Source organism: Paraburkholderia kirstenboschensis (assembly GCF_904848585.1).
GTDB classification, from domain to species: Bacteria; Pseudomonadota; Gammaproteobacteria; order Burkholderiales; family Burkholderiaceae; genus Paraburkholderia; species Paraburkholderia kirstenboschensis.
This window is the reverse complement of sequence record NZ_CAJHCR010000001.1, coordinates 507,806-526,487: the sequence shown is the minus strand read 5'-3', so window position 1 is coordinate 526,487 and position 18,682 is coordinate 507,806. Positions and strand designations below refer to the sequence as shown.

16 protein-coding genes and 3 tRNA genes are annotated in these 18,682 nt (G+C 63.2%); 8 read left to right on the top strand and 11 right to left on the bottom strand.

All coding sequences use genetic code 11. The annotated features are described in order from the left end of the window. Window positions 1–344: 344 nt before the first annotated feature. Window positions 345–2,216: an ABC transporter ATP-binding protein gene (locus JMY24_RS02475; RefSeq protein WP_193425141.1), complete on the top strand. Its 1,872-nt coding sequence runs from the start codon at window positions 345–347 to the stop codon at window positions 2,214–2,216. Window positions 2,217–2,350: 134 nt separating this feature from the next. Here JMY24_RS02475 and otsA read toward each other — a convergent pair whose 3' ends face one another. Both otsA and otsB read right to left on the bottom strand, forming a co-directional pair. Beyond that, complete coding sequence (gene otsA, locus JMY24_RS02470; protein ID WP_128595578.1) at window positions 2,351–3,811, bottom strand: alpha,alpha-trehalose-phosphate synthase (UDP-forming); 1,461 nt, start codon at window positions 3,809–3,811, stop codon at window positions 2,351–2,353. Between the two features lie 82 nt (window positions 3,812–3,893). Then, window positions 3,894–4,643: a trehalose-phosphatase gene (gene otsB, locus JMY24_RS02465; protein WP_201701355.1), complete on the bottom strand. Its 750-nt coding sequence runs from the start codon at window positions 4,641–4,643 to the stop codon at window positions 3,894–3,896. Window positions 4,644–4,999: 356 nt separating this feature from the next. Here otsB and JMY24_RS02460 point away from each other — a divergent pair, with 356 nt between their 5' ends. From JMY24_RS02460 to JMY24_RS02450, 3 genes are read left to right on the top strand one after another with little or no spacing between them, the layout of a single operon-like run. Further along, a complete protein-coding gene (locus tag JMY24_RS02460) occupies window positions 5,000–5,704 on the top strand; it encodes an SCO family protein (RefSeq protein WP_413231215.1) in 705 nt (234 codons plus the stop codon). Window positions 5,705–5,728: 24 nt separating this feature from the next. Then, window positions 5,729–6,187, top strand: coding sequence for a copper chaperone PCu(A)C (locus JMY24_RS02455; RefSeq protein ID WP_128592052.1), 459 nt, complete (start codon window positions 5,729–5,731; stop codon window positions 6,185–6,187). A gap of 28 nt (window positions 6,188–6,215) precedes the next feature. After that, on the top strand, window positions 6,216–7,112 hold the full coding sequence (locus JMY24_RS02450; protein WP_201701354.1) for a cytochrome c oxidase assembly protein: 897 nt from the start codon (window positions 6,216–6,218) through the stop codon (window positions 7,110–7,112). Between the two features lie 80 nt (window positions 7,113–7,192). Here JMY24_RS02450 and JMY24_RS02445 read toward each other — a convergent pair whose 3' ends face one another. From JMY24_RS02445 to uvrC, 7 genes are all read right to left on the bottom strand, one after another. Then, window positions 7,193–7,705, bottom strand: a complete 513-nt coding sequence (locus tag JMY24_RS02445) for a GNAT family N-acetyltransferase (RefSeq protein ID WP_128595580.1) — start codon at window positions 7,703–7,705, stop codon at window positions 7,193–7,195. 121 nt (window positions 7,706–7,826) lie between these two features. After that, window positions 7,827–8,585, bottom strand: a complete 759-nt coding sequence (locus JMY24_RS02440; protein WP_128595581.1) for a TraB/GumN family protein — start codon at window positions 8,583–8,585, stop codon at window positions 7,827–7,829. Window positions 8,586–8,743: 158 nt separating this feature from the next. Beyond that, a tRNA-Cys gene (locus JMY24_RS02435) sits at window positions 8,744–8,817 on the bottom strand. Window positions 8,818–8,915: 98 nt separating this feature from the next. Further along, a tRNA-Gly gene (locus tag JMY24_RS02430) sits at window positions 8,916–8,991 on the bottom strand. A gap of 70 nt (window positions 8,992–9,061) precedes the next feature. Beyond that, a tRNA-Gly gene (locus JMY24_RS02425) sits at window positions 9,062–9,137 on the bottom strand. Window positions 9,138–9,343: 206 nt separating this feature from the next. Next, a complete protein-coding gene (gene pgsA, locus JMY24_RS02420; protein ID WP_128592184.1) occupies window positions 9,344–9,937 on the bottom strand; it encodes a CDP-diacylglycerol--glycerol-3-phosphate 3-phosphatidyltransferase in 594 nt (197 codons plus the stop codon). A 242-nt stretch (window positions 9,938–10,179) separates the two neighbouring features. Then, entirely contained in the window at window positions 10,180–12,390 is a 2,211-nt protein-coding gene (gene uvrC, locus JMY24_RS02415; RefSeq protein ID WP_128595583.1) for an excinuclease ABC subunit UvrC, read from the bottom strand. A gap of 158 nt (window positions 12,391–12,548) precedes the next feature. On the opposite strand from uvrC, the gene earP reads away from it, so the two are divergent. The 4 genes from earP to JMY24_RS02395 all read left to right on the top strand — a co-directional run bounded on the left by earP (window position 12,549) and on the right by JMY24_RS02395 (window position 17,006). After that, window positions 12,549–13,799, top strand: a complete 1,251-nt coding sequence (gene earP, locus JMY24_RS02410) for an elongation factor P maturation arginine rhamnosyltransferase EarP (protein WP_236597303.1) — start codon at window positions 12,549–12,551, stop codon at window positions 13,797–13,799. A 438-nt stretch (window positions 13,800–14,237) separates the two neighbouring features. Continuing rightward, window positions 14,238–14,795 carry an elongation factor P gene (efp, locus tag JMY24_RS02405; protein WP_020069404.1) on the top strand — a complete coding sequence of 186 codons (558 nt, stop codon included), beginning with the start codon at window positions 14,238–14,240 and terminating at the stop codon, window positions 14,793–14,795. A gap of 263 nt (window positions 14,796–15,058) precedes the next feature. After that, window positions 15,059–15,265 (top strand): CsbD family protein, encoded by a 207-nt coding sequence (locus tag JMY24_RS02400; protein WP_020069403.1) that lies wholly within the window; start codon window positions 15,059–15,061, stop codon window positions 15,263–15,265. 358 nt (window positions 15,266–15,623) lie between these two features. After that, the gene (locus JMY24_RS02395; protein WP_201701353.1) at window positions 15,624–17,006 is read left to right on the top strand and encodes a sigma-54-dependent transcriptional regulator; all 1,383 of its coding nucleotides are present in this window, start codon (window positions 15,624–15,626) and stop codon (window positions 17,004–17,006) included. A 137-nt stretch (window positions 17,007–17,143) separates the two neighbouring features. On the opposite strand, the gene nagZ is transcribed toward JMY24_RS02395, so the two are convergent. Together nagZ and acpS are read right to left on the bottom strand one after the other, a co-directional pair. After that, entirely contained in the window at window positions 17,144–18,172 is a 1,029-nt protein-coding gene (gene nagZ, locus JMY24_RS02390) for a beta-N-acetylhexosaminidase (protein WP_128595585.1), read from the bottom strand. Window positions 18,173–18,256: 84 nt separating this feature from the next. Next, entirely contained in the window at window positions 18,257–18,682 is a 426-nt protein-coding gene (acpS, locus tag JMY24_RS02385) for a holo-ACP synthase (RefSeq protein WP_128588913.1), read from the bottom strand.

Here is an 18,682-nt window from a genome sequence, read left to right as displayed (position 1 = left end):
CCTTGTTTTGCAAGACAGTTCTACAGTAACGACTGACCGGCACCTGCGGCTTGCCCCTGGCTTGCCCGGGCATCTTGTAAGTTCTCGCATCAACCTTGCCGGTACCCGTTGAAGAGAATGCCGCGTCCCGACTGAATGCAGTTTGTAATTATATCTCCAAAACATTCCGCGACCAGCGTGAACCACTGCCGCCGCAGTGAGTCGAGCAAGAGGTAGGTTGCGAACGTCATCGCGACATCTATCGCGCCAAAAGCCCGGTTACACAGGGCGCAATCGCTTTTGCATGTTTACAATGCGAAGCATTGGCTTCGCCGCGGATTCTTTTCGCGTGGCCCACGCTTTGCATGCACACCCCCGAACCACACGAACCTCACGATCAATTGGAACATTTGACCATCGCCCAGCGCAACGCCCAGAACGCCAAGCTCGCGAGCTATGCGCACCGGCCCCTTGCGTTCCTTTTCCGCTTTATCCGCCGCCACCCGCTCGCTCATGCGACCGTGCTGTGCAGCGTGATAGCGGCCGTGGGCTGTGCGCTCGCTTCGCAATACGCGATCAAGCATCTTATCGATGTGCTCGGCGCCGGCCGGCATCATCCGGGGCCGCTGTGGGGCGCTTTTGCGATCCTGGTCGGGCTGATCGCGGCAGATAACCTGCTCTGGCGCGTCGGCGGCTGGGTCGCCGCCCACACGTTCGTCGCCGTGACCGGCGACTTGCGGCGCGACCTCTTCCAGTATCTGAGCGGGCATTCGCCGACCTACTACTCCGAGAAGCAGCCCGGCATGCTGGCAAGCCGGATCACCGCCACGTCGAACGCGGTTTACACCGCCGAAAACACCACCGCCTGGAACGTGCTGCCGCCGTGCATCGCCGTGCTCGGCGCGATCTTCATGATCATCGCGGTGAACCCGCTGATGGCCGGCGGCCTGATGCTGTGCTCGGCCATTCTGTCGGTCGTGCTGTACAAGCTTGCCGGCCGCGGCTCCGCGCGCCACCACCATTTCGCGACCAGGGCGGCATCGGTGGACGGCGAACTCGTCGACGTCATCAGCAACATGGGTCTCGTGCGCGCCTTCGGCATGACGTTTCGCGAACAGCAGCGCTTCGGCGCGACGGTCAAGGCCGAGATGGACGCGCGTCAGCAAAGCCTGCTCTATCTGGAAAAGCTGCGTCTGCTGCACGCGGTGATCACCGCGCTGCTGTCGGCGGGCCTGCTTGGCTGGGCGCTCGTGCTGTGGGACCAAGGTAAAGCGACCTCGGGCGACATCGTGCTCGTCAGCTCGCTCGGCTTCACCATTCTGCACGGCACGCGCGATCTCGCAGTCGCGCTGGTGGATGTCACGCAGCACGTGGCCCGTCTTGCGGAAGCTGTGCGCACGTTGCTGGAGCCGCATGGCATGCCCGACCGCGACGGCGCGACCGAGCTCGTGCCGCAGGGCGGCCGCGTCGATTTCGAAAACGTGACGTTCGCGTATCCGCGCCGCCGGCCGATCCTCGATCATTTCGACCTGCATATCGAGCCGGGCCAACGGGTCGGTTTGATCGGCAAGTCGGGCGCGGGCAAGTCGACCGTGCTGGCCTTGCTGCAGCGTTTCTACGAAACGCAAGGCGGTTCGATCAAGATCGACGGTCAGGACATCGACACGATCACGCAGGACAGCCTCCGCCATGCGATCGCGCTCGTGCCGCAAGATATTTCGCTGTTCCATCGCACGGTGTACGAGAACATTGCGTATGGCCGCCCGGAAGCGAGCCGCGAAGAAGTGCTGGCCGCGGCGCGCGAGGCCCGCTGCACCGACTTCATCGAGGCCATGCCGGAAGGCTTCGACACGATCGTCGGCGACCGCGGCGTGAAGCTGTCAGGCGGACAGCGTCAGCGGATCGCCATTGCACGCGCGATCCTGAAGAACGCGCCGATCCTGTTGCTCGACGAAGCCACGTCGGCGCTCGACAGTGCATCGGAAGAAGCGATCCAGAAGGCACTCGACCGGCTGATGGTAGGCCGCACGGTGATCGCCATTGCGCACCGCCTGTCGACGTTGAACAACTTCGACCGCATCATCGTGATGAGCGCGGGCAAGGTGATCGACGACGGCAGTCCCGAAGAGTTGCGGCTGCGCCCCGGCCTGTATCGCGACCTGCTCTCGAAGCAATACGGCAAGGGCGCCACCCTGCATGTGGGCGGCAAGAAAGTCGACGAACAGCACGTGATCTGAGCCGCGCGCCCTAGACAGGAACGCGTTCAGTCAAAGGAAAAAAGCCGCTTTATCGAGCGGCTTTTTTTCGTTTTCCAGCTTGTCGCGATGAAGGCGAACGTCTACGCCAATTCAAACCCGGCTCACTGTGGCTACTAGCTAGCGAGAACCTCGCGCGCGGTTTTCTTCCCCGAAGCGGCACGTGCCCGCCCGCTCCTGGTGCGGGCTGCACCACCGGCGCTCTGCAGATCGCGCATGAAGTTGTCGCGCCAGACCGAAACATTGTTCTCCCGCAATTGCGCCATCATGTCCCGATGACGCGCCTGGCGCTCCGCGAGCGGCATGTCGAGCGCTCTGGCGAGCGCATCGGCCATGCCGTCGATATCCACCGGGTTGACGATCAGCGCGCCGTCCAGCTCCTGCGCCGCGCCCGCGAAACGCGATAACACGAGCACGCCCGGATTCTCAGGGTCCTGCGCCGACACGTATTCTTTGGCGACGAGGTTCATGCCGTCGCGCAGCGGCGTGACATAGCCGACATGCGCGGTACGAAAGAGCGCAGCGAGCACCGAGCGTTCGTATTGCTTGTGGATGTACAGAATCGGCGTCCAGTCCAGCTCCGCGAAGCGCCCGTTGATGCGGCCCGACTCCCCTTCCAGTTGCAGACGGATGTCCTGGTAGGCATGCATGTCGGCGCGGGTCGGCGGCGCGATCTGCAGGAACGACACCTTGTTGCGTTGCGCCGTGGCGTGTTCCAGCAGACGCTCGAACGCGCGAAAACGCTCGACCAGTCCCTTCGAATAATCGAGACGGTCCACGCTCATGATCAGCTTGCGCGAATGCAGCGTTGCTTTCATCGTGCGCACCGGCTTGCCGCGCTCACCCGCCTTGGCGAGTTCAGCGATCTCGTCCGGATAGACGCCGATCGGGTAAGCGCCTGCACGCAACGTGCGGCCAAACGCATGAACTGCGAGCGGCCCGGCGGGCGAGGCGTCGACTGTGCCGTTCGCCTCGTTGACGATGTAATCGCAGAAGGCGCGCAGATCAGGAGCCGTCTGGAAACCGAGCAGATCGAACGAACACAACGCTTGTACGAGATCGCGATGCGGCGGCACAGCCAGCAGCACCTGCGAAGCGGGAAACGGAATGTGCAGGAAAAAGCCGATGCGATTCTTCACGCCCGCCGCGCGCAGCGCCTCGGCGAACGGAATCAGGTGATAGTCGTGAACCCAGATCACATCGTCTTCACGTAGCAGCGGCACGAGTTGCTGCGCGAGCCACGCGTTCACGCGGCAATAACCCTCGAAGTCATGCCGGTCGTACTGCAGCAGGTCGGCGCGGTAGTGAAAAGCCGGCCATAGCGTCGCGTTCGAGAAGCCGCGGTAGTACTGGTCGTAATCGCGGCGCATCAGCGCGATGGTCGCGAAAGTCACGGGGCCGCGCTCTTCGACCTTGATCTGCGGCTGGCCGGAGCTCAGCACGTCGCCGCTCCAGCCGAACCACATGCCGCCGGTTTCCTTGAGCGCGTCGTACACACCCACCGCCAGACCGCCCGCCGCCGGACCGCCCTCCGAGATCGGCGCAACCCGGTTCGAAACGATAATCAGTCGGCTCATGAAACGCTGTCCCCGATGTAATGCCTTGTTGTCGCACTATCTTGTGTGCGTTGTGAACGTCGTGTGCCGGACACCGCGGCGGTCATCCCGCACGCGCCGCCGCAACCACTGTCTCGAGCCAGTCGAGCAGCGCGGTCACGGACTCGACGCGCGCGTGCGCTGTCGTCTCACCCGCGCCGACCTTGATCGACAGTCCGTCGCGCTCATTCACGACGGCGAAGCCCTTTTCGTCGGTCAGGTCGTCGCCGGCAAAAACCGGCTTGCGTCCGACGAACGGCGGCTCGTCGAGGAACGCGCGCATGGCGCGGCCTTTGTCGACGTCCTTCGGTTTGATTTCATAGACCATCTTGCCCGGCTGCAACACGTACGAGTTCGGATAATCGGCGACCAGTCGCTCGGTCGCCTCGCGCGCCACCGGCTCGCGATCCGGCGCATTGCGGTAGTGCAACGCGAGCGCAGCGCCCTTGATCTCGAGCAGCATGCCGGGGTTGGCGTTGACCACCTCGGCCAAAACCTGCTCCATGCGCAGAAGGCGTTCGTCGTGGAAGCCGATGCGTTGCGTGTCGCCGTTCGCGTCGCGCCGCTCGGCGCCATGCAGACCGGCAATCGGGAGATCGGGCATGCCGAGAAAAGCGTCGATGCTGTCGATGCCGCGCCCGGACACCACGGCGACCGCTCCATTGGTCAAGCGTCGCAGCTCGGCGAGTAGCTCGATGACGCGAGGTTGCACCTGCACGCCGTCCGGCGTGGGAGCGAGTTCGACGAGCGTGCCGTCGAAATCGAAGAAAAACGCGGTCTCGCCAGGAGACAGGAAAGCCGGAAGTGCTTGCATCGGGTAGTTTTGCCTTTCGGCCATTCGCAGCCGGAAAAGTGTGCGCATCTTACCGCGCATCCATCAATTTTTCGAGAAAGAGAGCTGGGCGCAAGCCGGATGGAGCAGCATGGCAGCGAGGTCGCGCCACGCTCACCGGGATTGCGTTCAAATCGGAAACGATCGGGCTTCAACCAGCTTTCAGTCATGTGCGTCATATTGCCTCGCAAACCGTGCGCCCGTGGGCCGTGAGCGACGCCTTCCGTCATTTTGCGATACAGTCGCAGCCAAACGAGACTTTGGCGTTACGACGATTTTTGTCCACTATCGCGAACCGCTCGCCGGCAGTTGGGGCGCGCGCACGCGAGAGCGGCGCAATGCCCCGCTCTTCAATCGAGTCATTGATACCTGCTTTGTTCCCGATCATCTCACTGCAACGCTTGCAAGCGGACCCGGGGTCGCCGCCTCGCGAGAGCCGCGCGCGCCGGTTCCGGTCGACGATCGCGGCCGGCGCGCTCTTTGCCATGATCGCGCTTGCCGGCTGCACGAATCGCGCTGAGCCGTGGCATCTGACGAACGTGACCGGCCATTTGCCTGACCTCGACTTCACGCTGACGGGCGACGACGGGCGTCCCGTCAGCGGCGATTCGTTCAAGGGGCGCGCCTCGCTCGTCTATTTCGGCTACACGCATTGCCCGGACGTCTGCCCCGAAACCATGGGACGGCTGATGCAGGTGCTGGAGAAGCTCGGCCCCGACGCGCAGAAGGTGCGCATCCTGTTCATCACGGTCGATCCGGCGCGCGACACGCCGAAGGCGTTGCACGATTACGTCGGCGCATTCGATTCGAAGCATGCCGAGGGACTGACCGGCACCGACTGGCAGATCGAATCGCTCGCAAAACGCTACCGGGTTGCGTATCAGATGGAAAAGCGCGACCCCAACGGCAATTACGAAGTCACCCATAGTTCCGCCGTCTACGTGTTCGACGCGCAAGGCCGCGCACGCCTGCTCGCCACCGACCACGACACGCCAGATGCGATCGCGCAGGACCTGCGCCGCATCGTCGATCAACGCTCCTGACCTCAAGCCATGACACAGATACCAATGTCCAGAACCCGTACGCTCTCCGCCGTGGCCGGCGCCCTTGCCCTTTCGTTTGCTTTCGCCGTGACTGCCCACGCCGCAGGCGCGCAGCCGATTACCGCGAAGAATGCATGGGTGCGCTGGCTGCCGAACAACCTGCCCGCGGCCGGTTACGTGACGCTCGTGAACTCAGGCGACAAACCCGTGGACCTCGTCGATATTTCGAGCCCCGACTACGGCGACGCGATGCTGCATCAGACAGTCTCGAATGGTTCGTCGCAGAAGATGGTGATGGTCGACAAGCTGACGGTGCCCGCGCACGGGCAGGTTGCAATCGCACCGGGGGGCTATCACGTGATGCTCGAAGACGCGAAACACAAGATCGCGCCGGGCGACACGGTACATCTGACGCTGAAGTTTTCGGACGGCGCAACGCTCGACACACCGTTCGCGGTGAAGTCGCCCGCGCAGACGAAGTAAGCACGGCAATTCACGGCAATCCGCGGCAATGAACCTGCTCTACTGGCTCGATCCCTGGGAATTCTCACCGACGGTCGTCATCGCCCTGCTGCTGCCCGCAATTCTGTTCGTGCGCGGCGCGCGCAAGGCAAAGGTGTCGGCGGCGCGGCGCGTTTCCTTCTGGTTCGGGCTGGTGGCGTTATACGTCGCGTTGCACACGCGGCTCGATTATTTCTTCGAGCACGAGTTTTTCATGCATCGCGCGCAGCACCTCGTGCTGCATCATCTCGGACCTTTCTTTATCGCGCTGTCGTATCCGGGCGCGGCATTGCGTGCGGGCATCCCGTTCGGTTGGCGCCAGCGCTTCGTGCGGCCCGCGCTCGCCCTGCCGTCGGTGCGCAAGCTGCTCGACGTCGTCATGCATCCGGTCGTCGCGGTGACATTGTTCGTTGGCCTGATTTACTTCTGGCTGATGTCGCCGGTCCATTTTGTCGCGATGCTCGACTGGCGGCTTTATCGCGTGATGAACTGGAGCATGGTGGTCGACGGCCTGCTGTTCTGGTGGCTCGTGCTCGACCCGCGTCCCGCGCCACCCGCGCGCTTGTCGCCAGGCAAGCGCGTGCTGGTGGTGATCGCCGCGATTCCGCCGCAGATCATCCTCGGGGCGTTCATCTTTTTTTCGCCGCGTGAGCTGTATCCGATCTATTCGATCTGCGGGCGCGCGTTCACCTGGCTGAGCCCTATGCGCGATCAACAGATCGGCGGCCTCCTTCTGTGGATCCCCGGTTCGATGATGAGCGTGATCGGCGCGCTCGTGGCGTTGCGTCACTGGATGCGCCTCTCCGCGCGCGGACGCGTGCGCGGCGAACGGCGCGCGATGGCGGCGAGCCCTGCGAAAGCTGATGTTGCGAATACGGCTTCGTCGACTGTCGGCATTCACCGCTGATGCGTCGCCGGTGTTCAGCTACCGTCTCGCTGGCCTTTGGCTGATCACCGGCTACACCCTTCAGGCACGCCCTTGCACGCTCAGGCCGAACGCATCCACACGTGCGGAATGCCGTCCTCTTCGTGAATCTCGGACACCGGCGCAAAACCAAACGCGCCGTAGAAGCGTTGCAGATGCGCCTGCGCGTGCAAGCGGATCGGCGTGCCCGGCCACTGCTTGCGGATATTCGCGATTGCCCGGTCAAGCATGGCATTGCCGAGACCGATGCCGCGAAATTCCGCGGTAGTCAGTACGCGGCCGATTCGAATATCGCCGTCGTCGGCGTCGGGTAGAAGCACACGTAAATAGCCGGCCAGCGGCGGCCGCGCTGCGCCCGTGATTGCATCTCCCGCTGCGCCCAATGCGAGCAGATGCCAGGCGTCGAGATCGAGACCGTCGATATCGCCATACAGACAGTTCTGCTCGATCACGAAGACAGCGCTACGCGCGGCGAGCATGGCGTAGACCTCGGCGCTCGTGAGCTCATCGAACGCCTTCCAGCGCCATTCGAGTTGCGCAAGCCTCGCGGCAGCGGTGTGTTGTGGTTCGGTCATGACAGGCTTTTAGAAAGAAGCGCGCCGTCACCGACGGCGGCGAATGCACGATTATGCCGCGCGTCGCGGCATCGGACCAATCAGCTTTATGCCTGCGGATAGGTTTCCCATCGCTACGCTGCTACTCGCCGGCAAACACCGGCTCGACGGATCGCGCGAGACATTCAACGAGGTCGCCCGGTCCGCACAGATGAAGTGCGCCGACCACGACAAGAGTTCGTTCAGGCCGCGCGAGCAACTCGCTTATGCGCACGGCCCACATGTGATTGCGCGCATCCAGGATCGCGCGTCGGATGTCGGGCAGATTGAACATCGGCGACTCGACGGCGATGCGGTGCACGGCTGACAGATCTCCGTCGAGCCACGCTGCATGCATGCGCTCGAGCGTGCGTTGCGGCTCGCCGATGTCGGCCATGAGCGCTGCGAGCGCGGCGGCGACTGTATCGAGCGGAATCGATTCGAGCGCGCGAGCGACTTCGTGCGCTGTCTCCAGATACTCATATGCTTTGCCCTCGCCTGTCGCCCACCGCAGCATGCGCGGCTCGACGCCTTCGACGAGCTGCTGGAACAACGTCGGCGCAACGATCAGCGCAGCCCACGGACGCAGGTCGGCGAGCGGCGCGAGCGGCCCCTCAGCGGGCCACGCCGCTTGCAGACGAGTCCAGGCGTCGACGGAAAGGAGAGGCGCGAGGCTTTGCGCACCGCACTGCGGATCGGCTTTGAGGAAAGGCAGAATCGTCGGCGGGTCGGATTCGAAGACCAGCGTCTCGGCCCAGTCATATGCCTGCTCGATCCACGGCGGCGTTCTGCGGCTCGATGCGGGAAAGAGATGCATGGAGCCAAGGAGGCGCACATTGGTGCCGGTGATGTGTAGGTACATGCACGTTGGGTGGCAAGGAACAAACACGCATTGTGCGCCATATTGCCCGCGCACCGGATGCGCAGCGGGGCGCGTCTTCAGTAATGCGTCCACACTGGATTGCGGACGCGCAAAAAGAAAAGCCCCGACATGGCGGGGCTTTTCTGTACTTCAACTACTGGAGGCGCGAGCCGGAGTCGAACCGGCCTAAACGGCTTTGCAGGCCGCTGCATAACCGCTTTGCTATCGCGCCGCAAGCGGATGGGAATCTAGCTGCAGATTCTCTGATTTGTCTCGTGGACAACCGTCAGTCCACCAAACAAAAAGGGAAGCGTTGCTTCCCCTGATGTGTGGAGCGGGAGACGAGGCTCGAACTCGCGACCTCAACCTTGGCAAGGTTGCGCTCTACCAACTGAGCTACTCCCGCATTGCACTGCTTCGCAACGCCTTGCACTTCACCAAACTACCGTACTGAACAACGCGCTGCTTCAAAAATCTGGAGCGGGAGACGAGGCTCGAACTCGCGACCTCAACCTTGGCAAGGTTGCGCTCTACCAACTGAGCTACTCCCGCGTATTACTGCTTTCGTGCTGCTTAAAAAGGCCTACTACGCCCTTCTTCCTTCTACTGCAACCGACGTTTCGAACTGCGTGCATCGGAGAAACGAGATTATGGAGAAACGACCGAAACGTGTCAACCCCTTTTGCCAATCTCTTTAACCGAACAGATTTCACTCATGACGTTCTCACGTATCGCCGCAATGCCGGCGCGTACGGCGCTCAGACCGCCCCGCCGCGCTCGCGAATTTGCGGCCATGCGAGCTTCATGTAATACAGCATGGACCAGATGGTCAGGAATGCCGCGAGATAGATGAGCCACAGGCCCCAGGTTCGTGTGTCGATCGTCACGCCGCCGCCGAACGACAGCGGACCGTTGAACAGCAGCATGGGAATCGCCACCATCTGGCAAACGGTCTTGAATTTACCGAGCGAATTAACGGCCACGCTCTTCGACGCGCCGATCTGCGCCATCCATTCGCGCAGCGCCGAGATCGCGATCTCGCGTCCGACGATTACGAGCGCAATAGCGGAGTCGATTCGCGCGAGTTGCACGAGCACGAGCAAGGCGGCGGTCACCATCAGTTTGTCCGCGACCGGATCGAGAAACGCGCCGAACGCCGACGTCTGATTCCACTTGCGGGCAAGGTAGCCGTCGAACCAGTCTGTCAGCGCAGCCAGCACGAAGATCGTCGCCGCCGCGAGATTACGGTGCGCGGGGCTCATCATCATGTCGGGCAAATAAAACACGCCGACGACCAGCGGGATCAGAACGATCCGCAGCCAGGTCAGGAAAATCGGGAAATTGAACGGCATGGGCAGGCGCAGCGTCTGACGGGAGAGATGCAATTGTGCCGTGTCGCAGTGCCTGCCACAAGCAAAGCGGCGCCGACTGCGAGACGCGCACCGCTTGCGCGACTCACCTCGCGCGAGGCCGGCGCATGAAGCGCGGCCAGGCGCGGATGCCGGCGAGCGCATCGGCTCGTCGTGCAAGGTGCTGCGGCACGGGGGTTTGCCGCCGCGTCCAGCTATGGGCGACGTGCCCCACCCACCGCGATTCAGTGCAATTGCCGGTAGATCTGCTCGGCGAGCGCCTGCGAAATCCCTTCGACGCTCGCGAGATCCTCGACACTCGCCGCGACTACGCCGCGCAGCCCGCCAAAGCGCGCCAGCAGCCGCTGACGCCGTTTCGCCCCCACGCCCTCCAGTTCCTCGAGCCGCGACGTCTGACGCGTCTTGCCGCGTTTTGCGCGCATGCCGGTGATCGCAAAACGGTGCGCCTCGTCGCGGATCTGCGCGACCAGCATCAGCGCGGCGCTTTCCTTGCCGAGTTCGAGCGGCGTGCGGCCGTCGGCGAAAATCAGCGTTTCGAGGCCGACCTTGCGCCCCTCACCTTTCGCGACGCCGACCAGCATGCCCGTGTCCAGTCCAAGCTCGGTGAACACCTGCCGCGCGATTTCGACCTGGCCCTTGCCGCCGTCGATCAACACGATGGAGGGCAAGATGCCGCCCGCCGCGACCGGTTCAGCGGCCTCGGGCGTGAGCGACGGGTCCACCGCCGCATCGCTTTGCAGATCGGCGGCCTGGTCGGCGGCATTCGCGGCGGCCTGCGCGACCATCTTCTCGTAGCGGCGCGTGAGCACCTGGCGCATCGCCGCGTAGTCGTCGCCGGGCGTGATGCCCGTAATGTTGTAGCGGCGATACTCCGACGACTGCATCTTGTGATGGTGATACACGACGCACGACGCCTGCGTCGCCTCGCCCATTGTGTGGCTGATGTCGAAACATTCGATGCGCACATGCGCGAGGTCGTCGCACTCCATGCCGAGCGTGTCGGTAAGCGCGCGGGTACGCGCCTGTTGCGAGCCTTGCTCCGACAACAGTCGTGCGAGCGCGAGCCGTGCGTTCTGCTCGGCCATCGCAAGCCACGCGCGCCGTTGCCCTTGCGGCTGACGCAGCACGGTGACCTTGTGGCCGGCCTGCTCGATCAGCACGTCGACGAGTTCTCGCGTGGCCGGCGCGTGGCTGACCACCAGCACGGGCGGTACGCGATTGCCGAGATAATGCTGCGCGATGAACGCCTCGAGCACTTCCGATTCGATGCTGCCCGACGCGCTGCCCTTGCGCGGCTTCGCCGGTTCGGAATCAGAATCGGGGTTGGTATCGAGCGCGCCTGAGTCGACTGCGTCGTCCGCGAAGTCGTCGTCATCTTCGGGCGGCAGTTCTTGTGCGATTGCAAGTGCATCTGCGGTGTCCGTAGATTGCGTTTCGCCGCTCATATCGCCGAGCGCGTCTTCCGCAGAGAGCGAGCCTCCATCCGACGCGACGTCGACCAATACGTCGTCGCCGCTTTCCTCTTCCAGACCGCCCTCTTCCACCGTCAACGCGCTTTCCACATGCGCGGGAAAATACGCCTTGTCGCCGAGATGCCGGCCGCCGCGCACCATCGCCAGATTCACGCAGACGCGGCCGCCCAGCGCGACCACCGCGAGAATATCGACATCGCTATCGCTACCGACTTCAATGGCCTGCTGATGCAGCACCGTCGACAGCGAACTCATCTGATTGCGCACGGCCGCAGCCTGCTCGAACTTCAGCTCGCTCGCGAACGCATGCATCTTCTGCTCGAGTTCCTTCATCACTTCGCCCTGGCGGCCGAGCAGAAAGCGCGACGCATTCGCGACGTCGCGTGCGTAATCCTCTTCGCCGATGTTCCCGACGCACGGCGCCGTGCAACGGCCGATCTGATGCAGCAGGCACGGCCGCGTGCGGTTGTTGAAAACGGAGTCTTCGCAGGTACGCAACTGGAATACGCGTTGCAGGATCTGAATGCTCTCGCGCACCGCCCACGCGCTCGGAAACGGACCGAAGTACTGGTTCTTGCGATCCACCGAGCCGCGGTAATACGCCATGCGCGGAAACTTGTGGCCGGTCAGCTTCAGATACGGATACGACTTGTCGTCCCGAAAGAGAATGTTGTAGCGCGGCGCGAGCGCCTTGATCAGATTGTTTTCCAGCAACAGCGCTTCTGCCTCGGAGCGCGTGACAGTCGTCTCGATGCGCGCAATGCGCGTCACCATCATCGCGATGCGCGGCGACAGTTGCGTCTTCGTGAAATAGCTGGACACGCGCTTCTTGAGGTCGCGCGCCTTGCCGACATACAACACCGCGCCGTGCGTGTCGTAATAGCGATAGACGCCGGGCAGATGCGGCAACTGGGCGAGCACTGTTTTCGGCTCGAAAGCGATGTTTGCTTCGGGTTCGGTCATGCAGGATCGGCTGGTGGAACTGTCTCGCGGGCGGTCGCCCCGTCTGGCCAGGTGTGGCCTCATCGGTTTCGCACTAAAAGAAGTCCAGCGCGAGGAGATCGAACGGGTGCTTTAGAATCGCCAGTTTAGAACATTCCGCGTCCGCCCGAGCCACGTCGATGCCCTCTACCGCGCCGCCCTCCAACCCAACCGCTGACCCAACGGCCGATCCAACGGCCGACCCAACGGCTGACCCAACCGCCGCGCCGCCTGGCGAACCGTCCGCAGCGATCGCGTGCGATATTTTCTGCGCGGTGATCGACAATTTCGGCGACATCGGCGTGTGCTGGCGCCTCGCGCGTCAGCTTGCGAGCGAGCATGGGTGGCAAGTGCGCGTCTTCGTCGACGATCTGCATGCGTTCCAGAAACTGTGTCCGTCGCTCGCGCTCGACCGTGCGCGGCAGACTATCGGCGGGATCGTCATCGAACACTGGCACGCGCCTGCGCATGCGGGCGACACGCTGGAAGTCGCCGACGTGGTGATCGAGGCGTTCGCCTGCGAACTGCCGCCCATTTACGTGGCTGCGATGGCGCAGCGCGAGCGCCCGCCTGTGTGGATCAACCTCGAATATCTGAGCGCCGAGGACTGGGTGGCGGACTTTCATCTGCGGCCGTCGCCGCATCCGCGCTATCCGCTCGTCAAGACGTTCTTCTTTCCGGGTCTCGGGCCGGGCACGGGCGGCGTGCTGAAGGAGCGGAATCTGGATGCTGCACGCGCGGCGTTCGAAGCGTCGCCCGCGGCACGAGAAGCGTGGTGGCTGCAAGCCGTGGGACGCGCGCCGCCTGTTGGCGCGACCGTCGTTTCACTCTTCGCCTATGAGAACCCGGCAGTCGACAGCGTGCTCGAGCAATGGCGCGATAGTGCCGAACCTGTCGTGCTGCTTGTGCCGGAGGGCCGCATCTCCGGCGCGGTTGCGCGCTTTTTCGGACTGCCGGCGTTCGCCGCCGGCACCCATGCCGAGCGCGGCGGCTTGAGCGCTCACGGCCTCGCGTTCACCGAGCAATCCGGCTACGACGCGCTGCTGTGGGCAAGCGACATCAACTTCGTACGCGGCGAGGATTCGTTCGTTCGCGCGCAGTGGGCCGCCAAGCCCTTCGTCTGGCACATCTACCCGCAAGCCGACGACGCCCATCTGCCGAAGCTCGACGCCGCGCTTGAGCACTACGGCCGCACGCTTCCCGTCGACGCCCGCGCCGCGCTCGCGCGCTTCTGGGACGCCTGGAATGGCGCCGGCGAGCCGGACTGGGCAGCGCTGCGCGACCACTACCCGGCGCTGCAGCGGCGCGCGGTCGAATGGGCCGGCGAACTCGCGCAAGTCGGAGACCTCGCTGGAAATCTGGCCTTGTTCACAAAAAGTCAGTTAAAATAAGCGGTTATCCAACGGCCGACGACGCAAGCGCGGCCCGATCGCAGCACAAAATCTTGGTTTTAGTTGTCTTTTATCTCCGCCTTTCAGCCCGTTTCCCCGGCATCGAAAGATGCAAATGCGATGCTGTACGCGAGCCGCACGGCAAATGGTGGAGAGGTGGAGAAAAAAGCACGACAGGACACACGCTGCCGACCGGCGCCACTCGTGTACACGCCCGCATCGGGTAAAAAGCAGGTAACGGATTTGCGGGAATTGCGGAACGCGTCGCATCGGCTACGCCACTGGAACCCTCGCAGCAAGCCAACCACGCTTCATGCACCGCTTATGGCCGGGCCGTTTCATCGCGGCGCGGCGCAAAGCGCAGGAAACGTCGAAGCCGCTTGCGCCGTATGCCGTTGAGCACAAGTTGAAGCTACTTATTTCGTACAGGACAGTTTTATGAAGACCGCACAGGAACTCCGCACCGGTAACGTCGTGATGATCGGCGCAGACGCAATGGTCGTGCAAAAGGCCGAATACAACAAATCGGGCCGCAACTCCGCCGTCGTCAAGATGAAGTTCAAGAACCTGCTGACCGGCGCAGGCATGGAAAGCGTGTACAAGGCAGACGACAAGTTCGACGTCGTCGTGCTCGAGCGCAAGGAAGTGACGTACTCGTACTTCGCCGACCCTATGTACGTGTTCATGGACGCCGACTACAACCAGTATGAAGTCGAAGCCGAAATGATGGGCGACGCGATGAACTACCTCGAAGACGGCATGACTTGCGAAGTCGTGTTCTACAACGAGAAAGCCATCTCCGTCGAACTGCCGACCACGCTGGTCCGCGAAATCATCTACACGGAACCGGCTGTCAAGGGCGACACGTCGTCGGGCAAGGTGCTGAAGAATGCCAAGCTGAACACCGGTTTCGAACTGCAAGTGCCGCTCTTCTGCAACATCGGCGACAAGATCGAAATCGACACGCGTACGCACGAGTACCGCAGCCGCGCATAAGCGCCGCCAAGCCGTTCCGCCAGCGCGACGCACGCGCGCTGGCAAAAAAATGAAAAGCGCCCAATTGGGCGCTTTTTCTTTTTTGTGCCGCCGAGTATCGTTGAGGAAAACTTTACCGGCAATTTTGTCCAAATTTCCGGGCGCGGCACCCGATGTTGCCGTCTTCGCCAAAGGTAAGCCCTTGATATGCCGAATCAAACAGCGTTGGCATAGGTCCTGCTAGACACCCCATACCTAATATATTTCGACTCCGGAGATGCGAGATGAATAACGACATCGCTGAAGGCAAGTGGAAGCAACTGGTTGGTAAAGCGAAGGCTGCGTGGGGCGAACTGACCGACGACGAACTCACCAAGGCCGAAGGTCGCGCCGACCGGCTCGCGGGCCTGATTCAGGAACGCTACGGCAAAACACGCGAGGACGCGGAGCGCGAAGTACGCCGCTTCTTCGACAGCAATCGGGATATCTGAGAGCTGAAGCGAAGTAACTGCCGGCGCCCTTGCAGCGTTGCATCGCGGCCGCAGGGATGCCGGTGATTAGAACCAGGCGGGCCGAGATGCTAACCAGCGCGCGGCGAATCGCCCGATCAGATACAGCAAAGGACCAGAACTACGTGAGTCGACTCGCCGCCCGCTTCGCCCGGTGTCATGAATGCCGGGTACCGCGGTCATGCCGACCGGGGCCGCTTTTGCACCACCCGGCTGATGCTGACTTGCGAGGCGACGCATCCGACCGACAGTACCGGCCAGCCATCGTGCCCGCTTCGCCGCGCCGCGGTTCCGGCGCAGCGAAGCGGCTATTTCATCCATTTAAAAAGTTGCGCTCGCCATGCCACACGCTCTGATTGTTGAAGACGACCCCAATAGCCTGTCGGGCCTATCCGCGATTCTTGCCGCGGACGGCTTTTCAGTCGACACCGCGACGACCATCGCCGAAGCGCGCGCCGCGCTGACGCGTTTCATCCCCGACGTCGTTCTGGTCGACCTGAATCTCCCCGACGGCAGCGGGCTCGATCTGTTGCAGCATCTGCCCGCGCAACCGCCAGGCGGCGCGCTGCCCGTCATCGTCATGACCGGCAACGCGACCGTGGAGAGCGCGATCGAGGGCTTGCGGCATGGCATCTGGGACTATCTGCTGAAGCCGGTCAACATTCCGCGCCTGCGCAGTCTGCTTGCGCGAATTCCGCGTCCGTACGAGTTGACTGAAGAAGTGCAGACGCTGCGCGCATCGTTGCGTCAACTTGGGCGCTTCGGCTCGGTGCTCGGTCGCAGCGGCGCAATGCAGCACGTCTACGACACGATCGAACATATCGCGCCGACCGAAGCAGCCGTGCTGATTTCAGGCGAAGCCGGCACCGGCAAGCAGGTGGCGGCTCGGACGATGCACGACATGAGCCGGCGCCGCAAAGGCCCGTTCGTCACGCTCGATTGCCGGAGCGCGGCCGCCACAACGCAGTTGCATTCGCTGGATAGCGTGCTGTTCGGCCACGAACGCGGCGCGTTCGGCGGCGCCGATCAGCGCGAGCCGGGCCTCTTCGAGCAGGCGAGCGGCGGGACGCTTTTCATCGACGAAATCGCTGAGTTGCCGCGCGCGCAGCAGGAAGCACTGCTGCGCGCGCTCGATTCGCAGACCTTCATGCGGGTCGGCGGCACGAGTCAGGTGGTGACCGACTTCCGGTTGATCGCGTCGACGCGCAAGGCGCCGCGCGCTGCGGTCGCGGACGGCAGTTTGCATGAAGACCTCGCGCTGCGTCTCGAAGCCGCAGCGGTGACGCTGCCGCCGTTGCGCGAGCGCGGCGAAGATCCGGCGCTGATCGCGCAGGCAATTGTCGACGAACTGAATCATGACGCCGCCGCGCGCGGCGCGTCCGATGTCGCCAAGCAGCTCGGGCCCAACTTCCTGCGCGAGTGTCTGACTTACGAATGGCCGGGCAACGTGCGCGAGTTGCAGGACCGCGTACGGCGCGCGTACCACGCGTCGGGCGATGTGCTGGAGTCGTTGCGCGCCGACGAAGCGGGCTCGGTCAACGGTCGCGATCTGAATGGCAGCCGCGTTCAGGTCACGGTCGGCACCCCGCTCGCCGATGTCGAAGAAATGCTGATTCGCGCGACGCTCGACGCGGTAGGCGGTACACGCCATCGGGCGGCGTCGCTGCTGGGCATCAGCCCGAAGACGCTGTACAACAAGCTGCAACGGATGCGGCTTAACTAAGCTCCCTCTTCCGCTTTGCGCGTCGAAGCGCTCGCAAAGCGGACCGGGGACGCGCGCGTGTGCGCGTGCGTGTGACCAATGAACAACGGCGCCTGAAGCGAGGCGCCGTTGTTTTATCTACTGTCTTCGCGTGCCGCTCAGGCAAACACGCTGCGCAGCAAAGCCTGCGCTTGCAGATATCGCGGCTCCGCCACCAGCTTGCTCCACTTCAGCGCCTTGTCGCGCGGGCGCATGCGCTTCACCCGCTGCCGCGATTCCTTCGATGGCGTGAAGCGCAGTTCGTCCAGCACCTTTTCGGCCTGTTCTGGCTGATTGCAGATCAGCACCATGTCGCAACCGGCCTGCAGCGCCGCAGTCGCGCCTTCGGTGAGCGTGCCGCCCTGGCGCGCCGCTTCCATCGACAGGTCATCGCTAAAAATAGCGCCCTCGAAGCGCAGCTTGCCGCGCAGAATTTCCTGTAGCCAGACGCGTGAAAAGCCCGCCGGCTTCGAGTCGACTTGCGGATAGACCACGTGTGCGGGAATCACCGAGCCCAGCGACAGCCCGAGCCAGTCATACGGCGCCACGTCGTCGCGCAGAATCTCGTCGAGCGAGCGTTCGTCGACGGGCATCGCGACGTGCGAATCGGCGTGCGCGAAACCATGCCCCGGAAAGTGTTTGCCGCAGTTGCTCATGCCGGCGAGCGCGAGACCGTGATTGAGGCTTTTCGCGAGCATCGTCACGACGCGCGGGTCGCTATGAAACGCGCGATCGCCGATTACCTGCGACTGGCCGTAGTTCAGATCGAGCACCGGCGTAAAGCTCATGTCGATGTCGCAGGCGCGCAACTCGGAAGCGAGGATATAGCCGACCGCGGTCGTGACCTTGGTGGCGTGCAGAACGTCGCTGTCCCATAGCGCGCCAAGCTTGCCCATTGCCGGAAGCACCGTGAAGCCGTCGGTCCGGAAGCGCTGCACGCGTCCGCCTTCGTGGTCGACCGCGATCAGCAAGTCCTCGCGAATCGCGCGGATCGAGTCGGTCAGCGCAATCAGTTGCGCCCGGCTCTCGTAGTGGCGTGCGAACAGAATCACGCCGCCGGTCATCGGATGGGCGAGGCGGCGCTTGTCGTCGTCGTTCAGCGTTTTGCCGACGACGTCGAGCATCACCGGTCCGGGATTGGTTTTCATTGAATTCCGCTTGAAGATTGCGTGGAGCAAGGAGACACGCGACCGCGCGGGCCGCATTCACGATTATTTCTATCGAGCCGCAGCTCACAGGTTGGAGCCGTTCGCCTCTTCTGCTTGCGCACTTTCGGCAATCACGAACGACACCGCGTAATCGCGCTCGTCGGTGATCGTGACGCGCGCCGTGATGCCGCGCGCCTCGAGCCACTCGGCCAACTCGCCGGAGGCGACCACCATGGGCTCGCCGCTCGGCTTGTTGAGCGTTTGCAGCGCGCGCCATGTCATGGGCCAGTGCATGCCGAGACCGATCGCCTTCGAAAAGGCCTCCTTCGCCGAGAATCTGGTGGCGAGGAACGCGAGCCCGCGCGCGGCCGAACGAGCGTTGCGTGCGTGATAGACACGCAGCTCGTCGGGACCGAGCACCTTCTCGGCAAAGCGGCCTTTGGTGCGCGTCATGACCGCCGCGACGCGACTCACCTGAACGATGTCTGTACCGATTCCGTAGATCGCCAT

Bases quoted from the DNA above. Each gene is read 5' to 3' on its own strand.
- otsA (WP_128595578.1), bottom strand. From the start codon at position 3,811: ATGAGCCGACTGATTATCGTTTCGAACCGGGTTGCGCCGATCTCGGAG.
- uvrC (WP_128595583.1), bottom strand. From the start codon at position 12,390: ATGACCGAACCCGAAGCAAACATCGCTTTCGAGCCGAAAACAGTGCTC.
- JMY24_RS02440 (WP_128595581.1), bottom strand. From the start codon at position 8,585: ATGTACCTACACATCACCGGCACCAATGTGCGCCTCCTTGGCTCCATG.
- JMY24_RS02400 (WP_020069403.1), top strand. From the start codon at position 15,059: ATGAATAACGACATCGCTGAAGGCAAGTGGAAGCAACTGGTTGGTAAA.
- efp (WP_020069404.1), top strand. From the start codon at position 14,238: ATGAAGACCGCACAGGAACTCCGCACCGGTAACGTCGTGATGATCGGC.
- JMY24_RS02460 (WP_413231215.1), top strand. From the start codon at position 5,000: ATGCCCCGCTCTTCAATCGAGTCATTGATACCTGCTTTGTTCCCGATC.
- JMY24_RS02455 (WP_128592052.1), top strand. From the start codon at position 5,729: ATGTCCAGAACCCGTACGCTCTCCGCCGTGGCCGGCGCCCTTGCCCTT.
- JMY24_RS02475 (WP_193425141.1), top strand. From the start codon at position 345: ATGCACACCCCCGAACCACACGAACCTCACGATCAATTGGAACATTTG.
- JMY24_RS02395 (WP_201701353.1), top strand. From the start codon at position 15,624: ATGCCACACGCTCTGATTGTTGAAGACGACCCCAATAGCCTGTCGGGC.
- earP (WP_236597303.1), top strand. From the start codon at position 12,549: ATGCCCTCTACCGCGCCGCCCTCCAACCCAACCGCTGACCCAACGGCC.
- pgsA (WP_128592184.1), bottom strand. From the start codon at position 9,937: ATGCCGTTCAATTTCCCGATTTTCCTGACCTGGCTGCGGATCGTTCTG.
- JMY24_RS02450 (WP_201701354.1), top strand. From the start codon at position 6,216: ATGAACCTGCTCTACTGGCTCGATCCCTGGGAATTCTCACCGACGGTC.
- JMY24_RS02445 (WP_128595580.1), bottom strand. From the start codon at position 7,705: ATGACCGAACCACAACACACCGCTGCCGCGAGGCTTGCGCAACTCGAA.
- otsB (WP_201701355.1), bottom strand. From the start codon at position 4,643: ATGCAAGCACTTCCGGCTTTCCTGTCTCCTGGCGAGACCGCGTTTTTC.
- nagZ (WP_128595585.1), bottom strand. From the start codon at position 18,172: ATGAAAACCAATCCCGGACCGGTGATGCTCGACGTCGTCGGCAAAACG.
- acpS (WP_128588913.1), bottom strand. From the start codon at position 18,682: ATGGCGATCTACGGAATCGGTACAGACATCGTTCAGGTGAGTCGCGTC.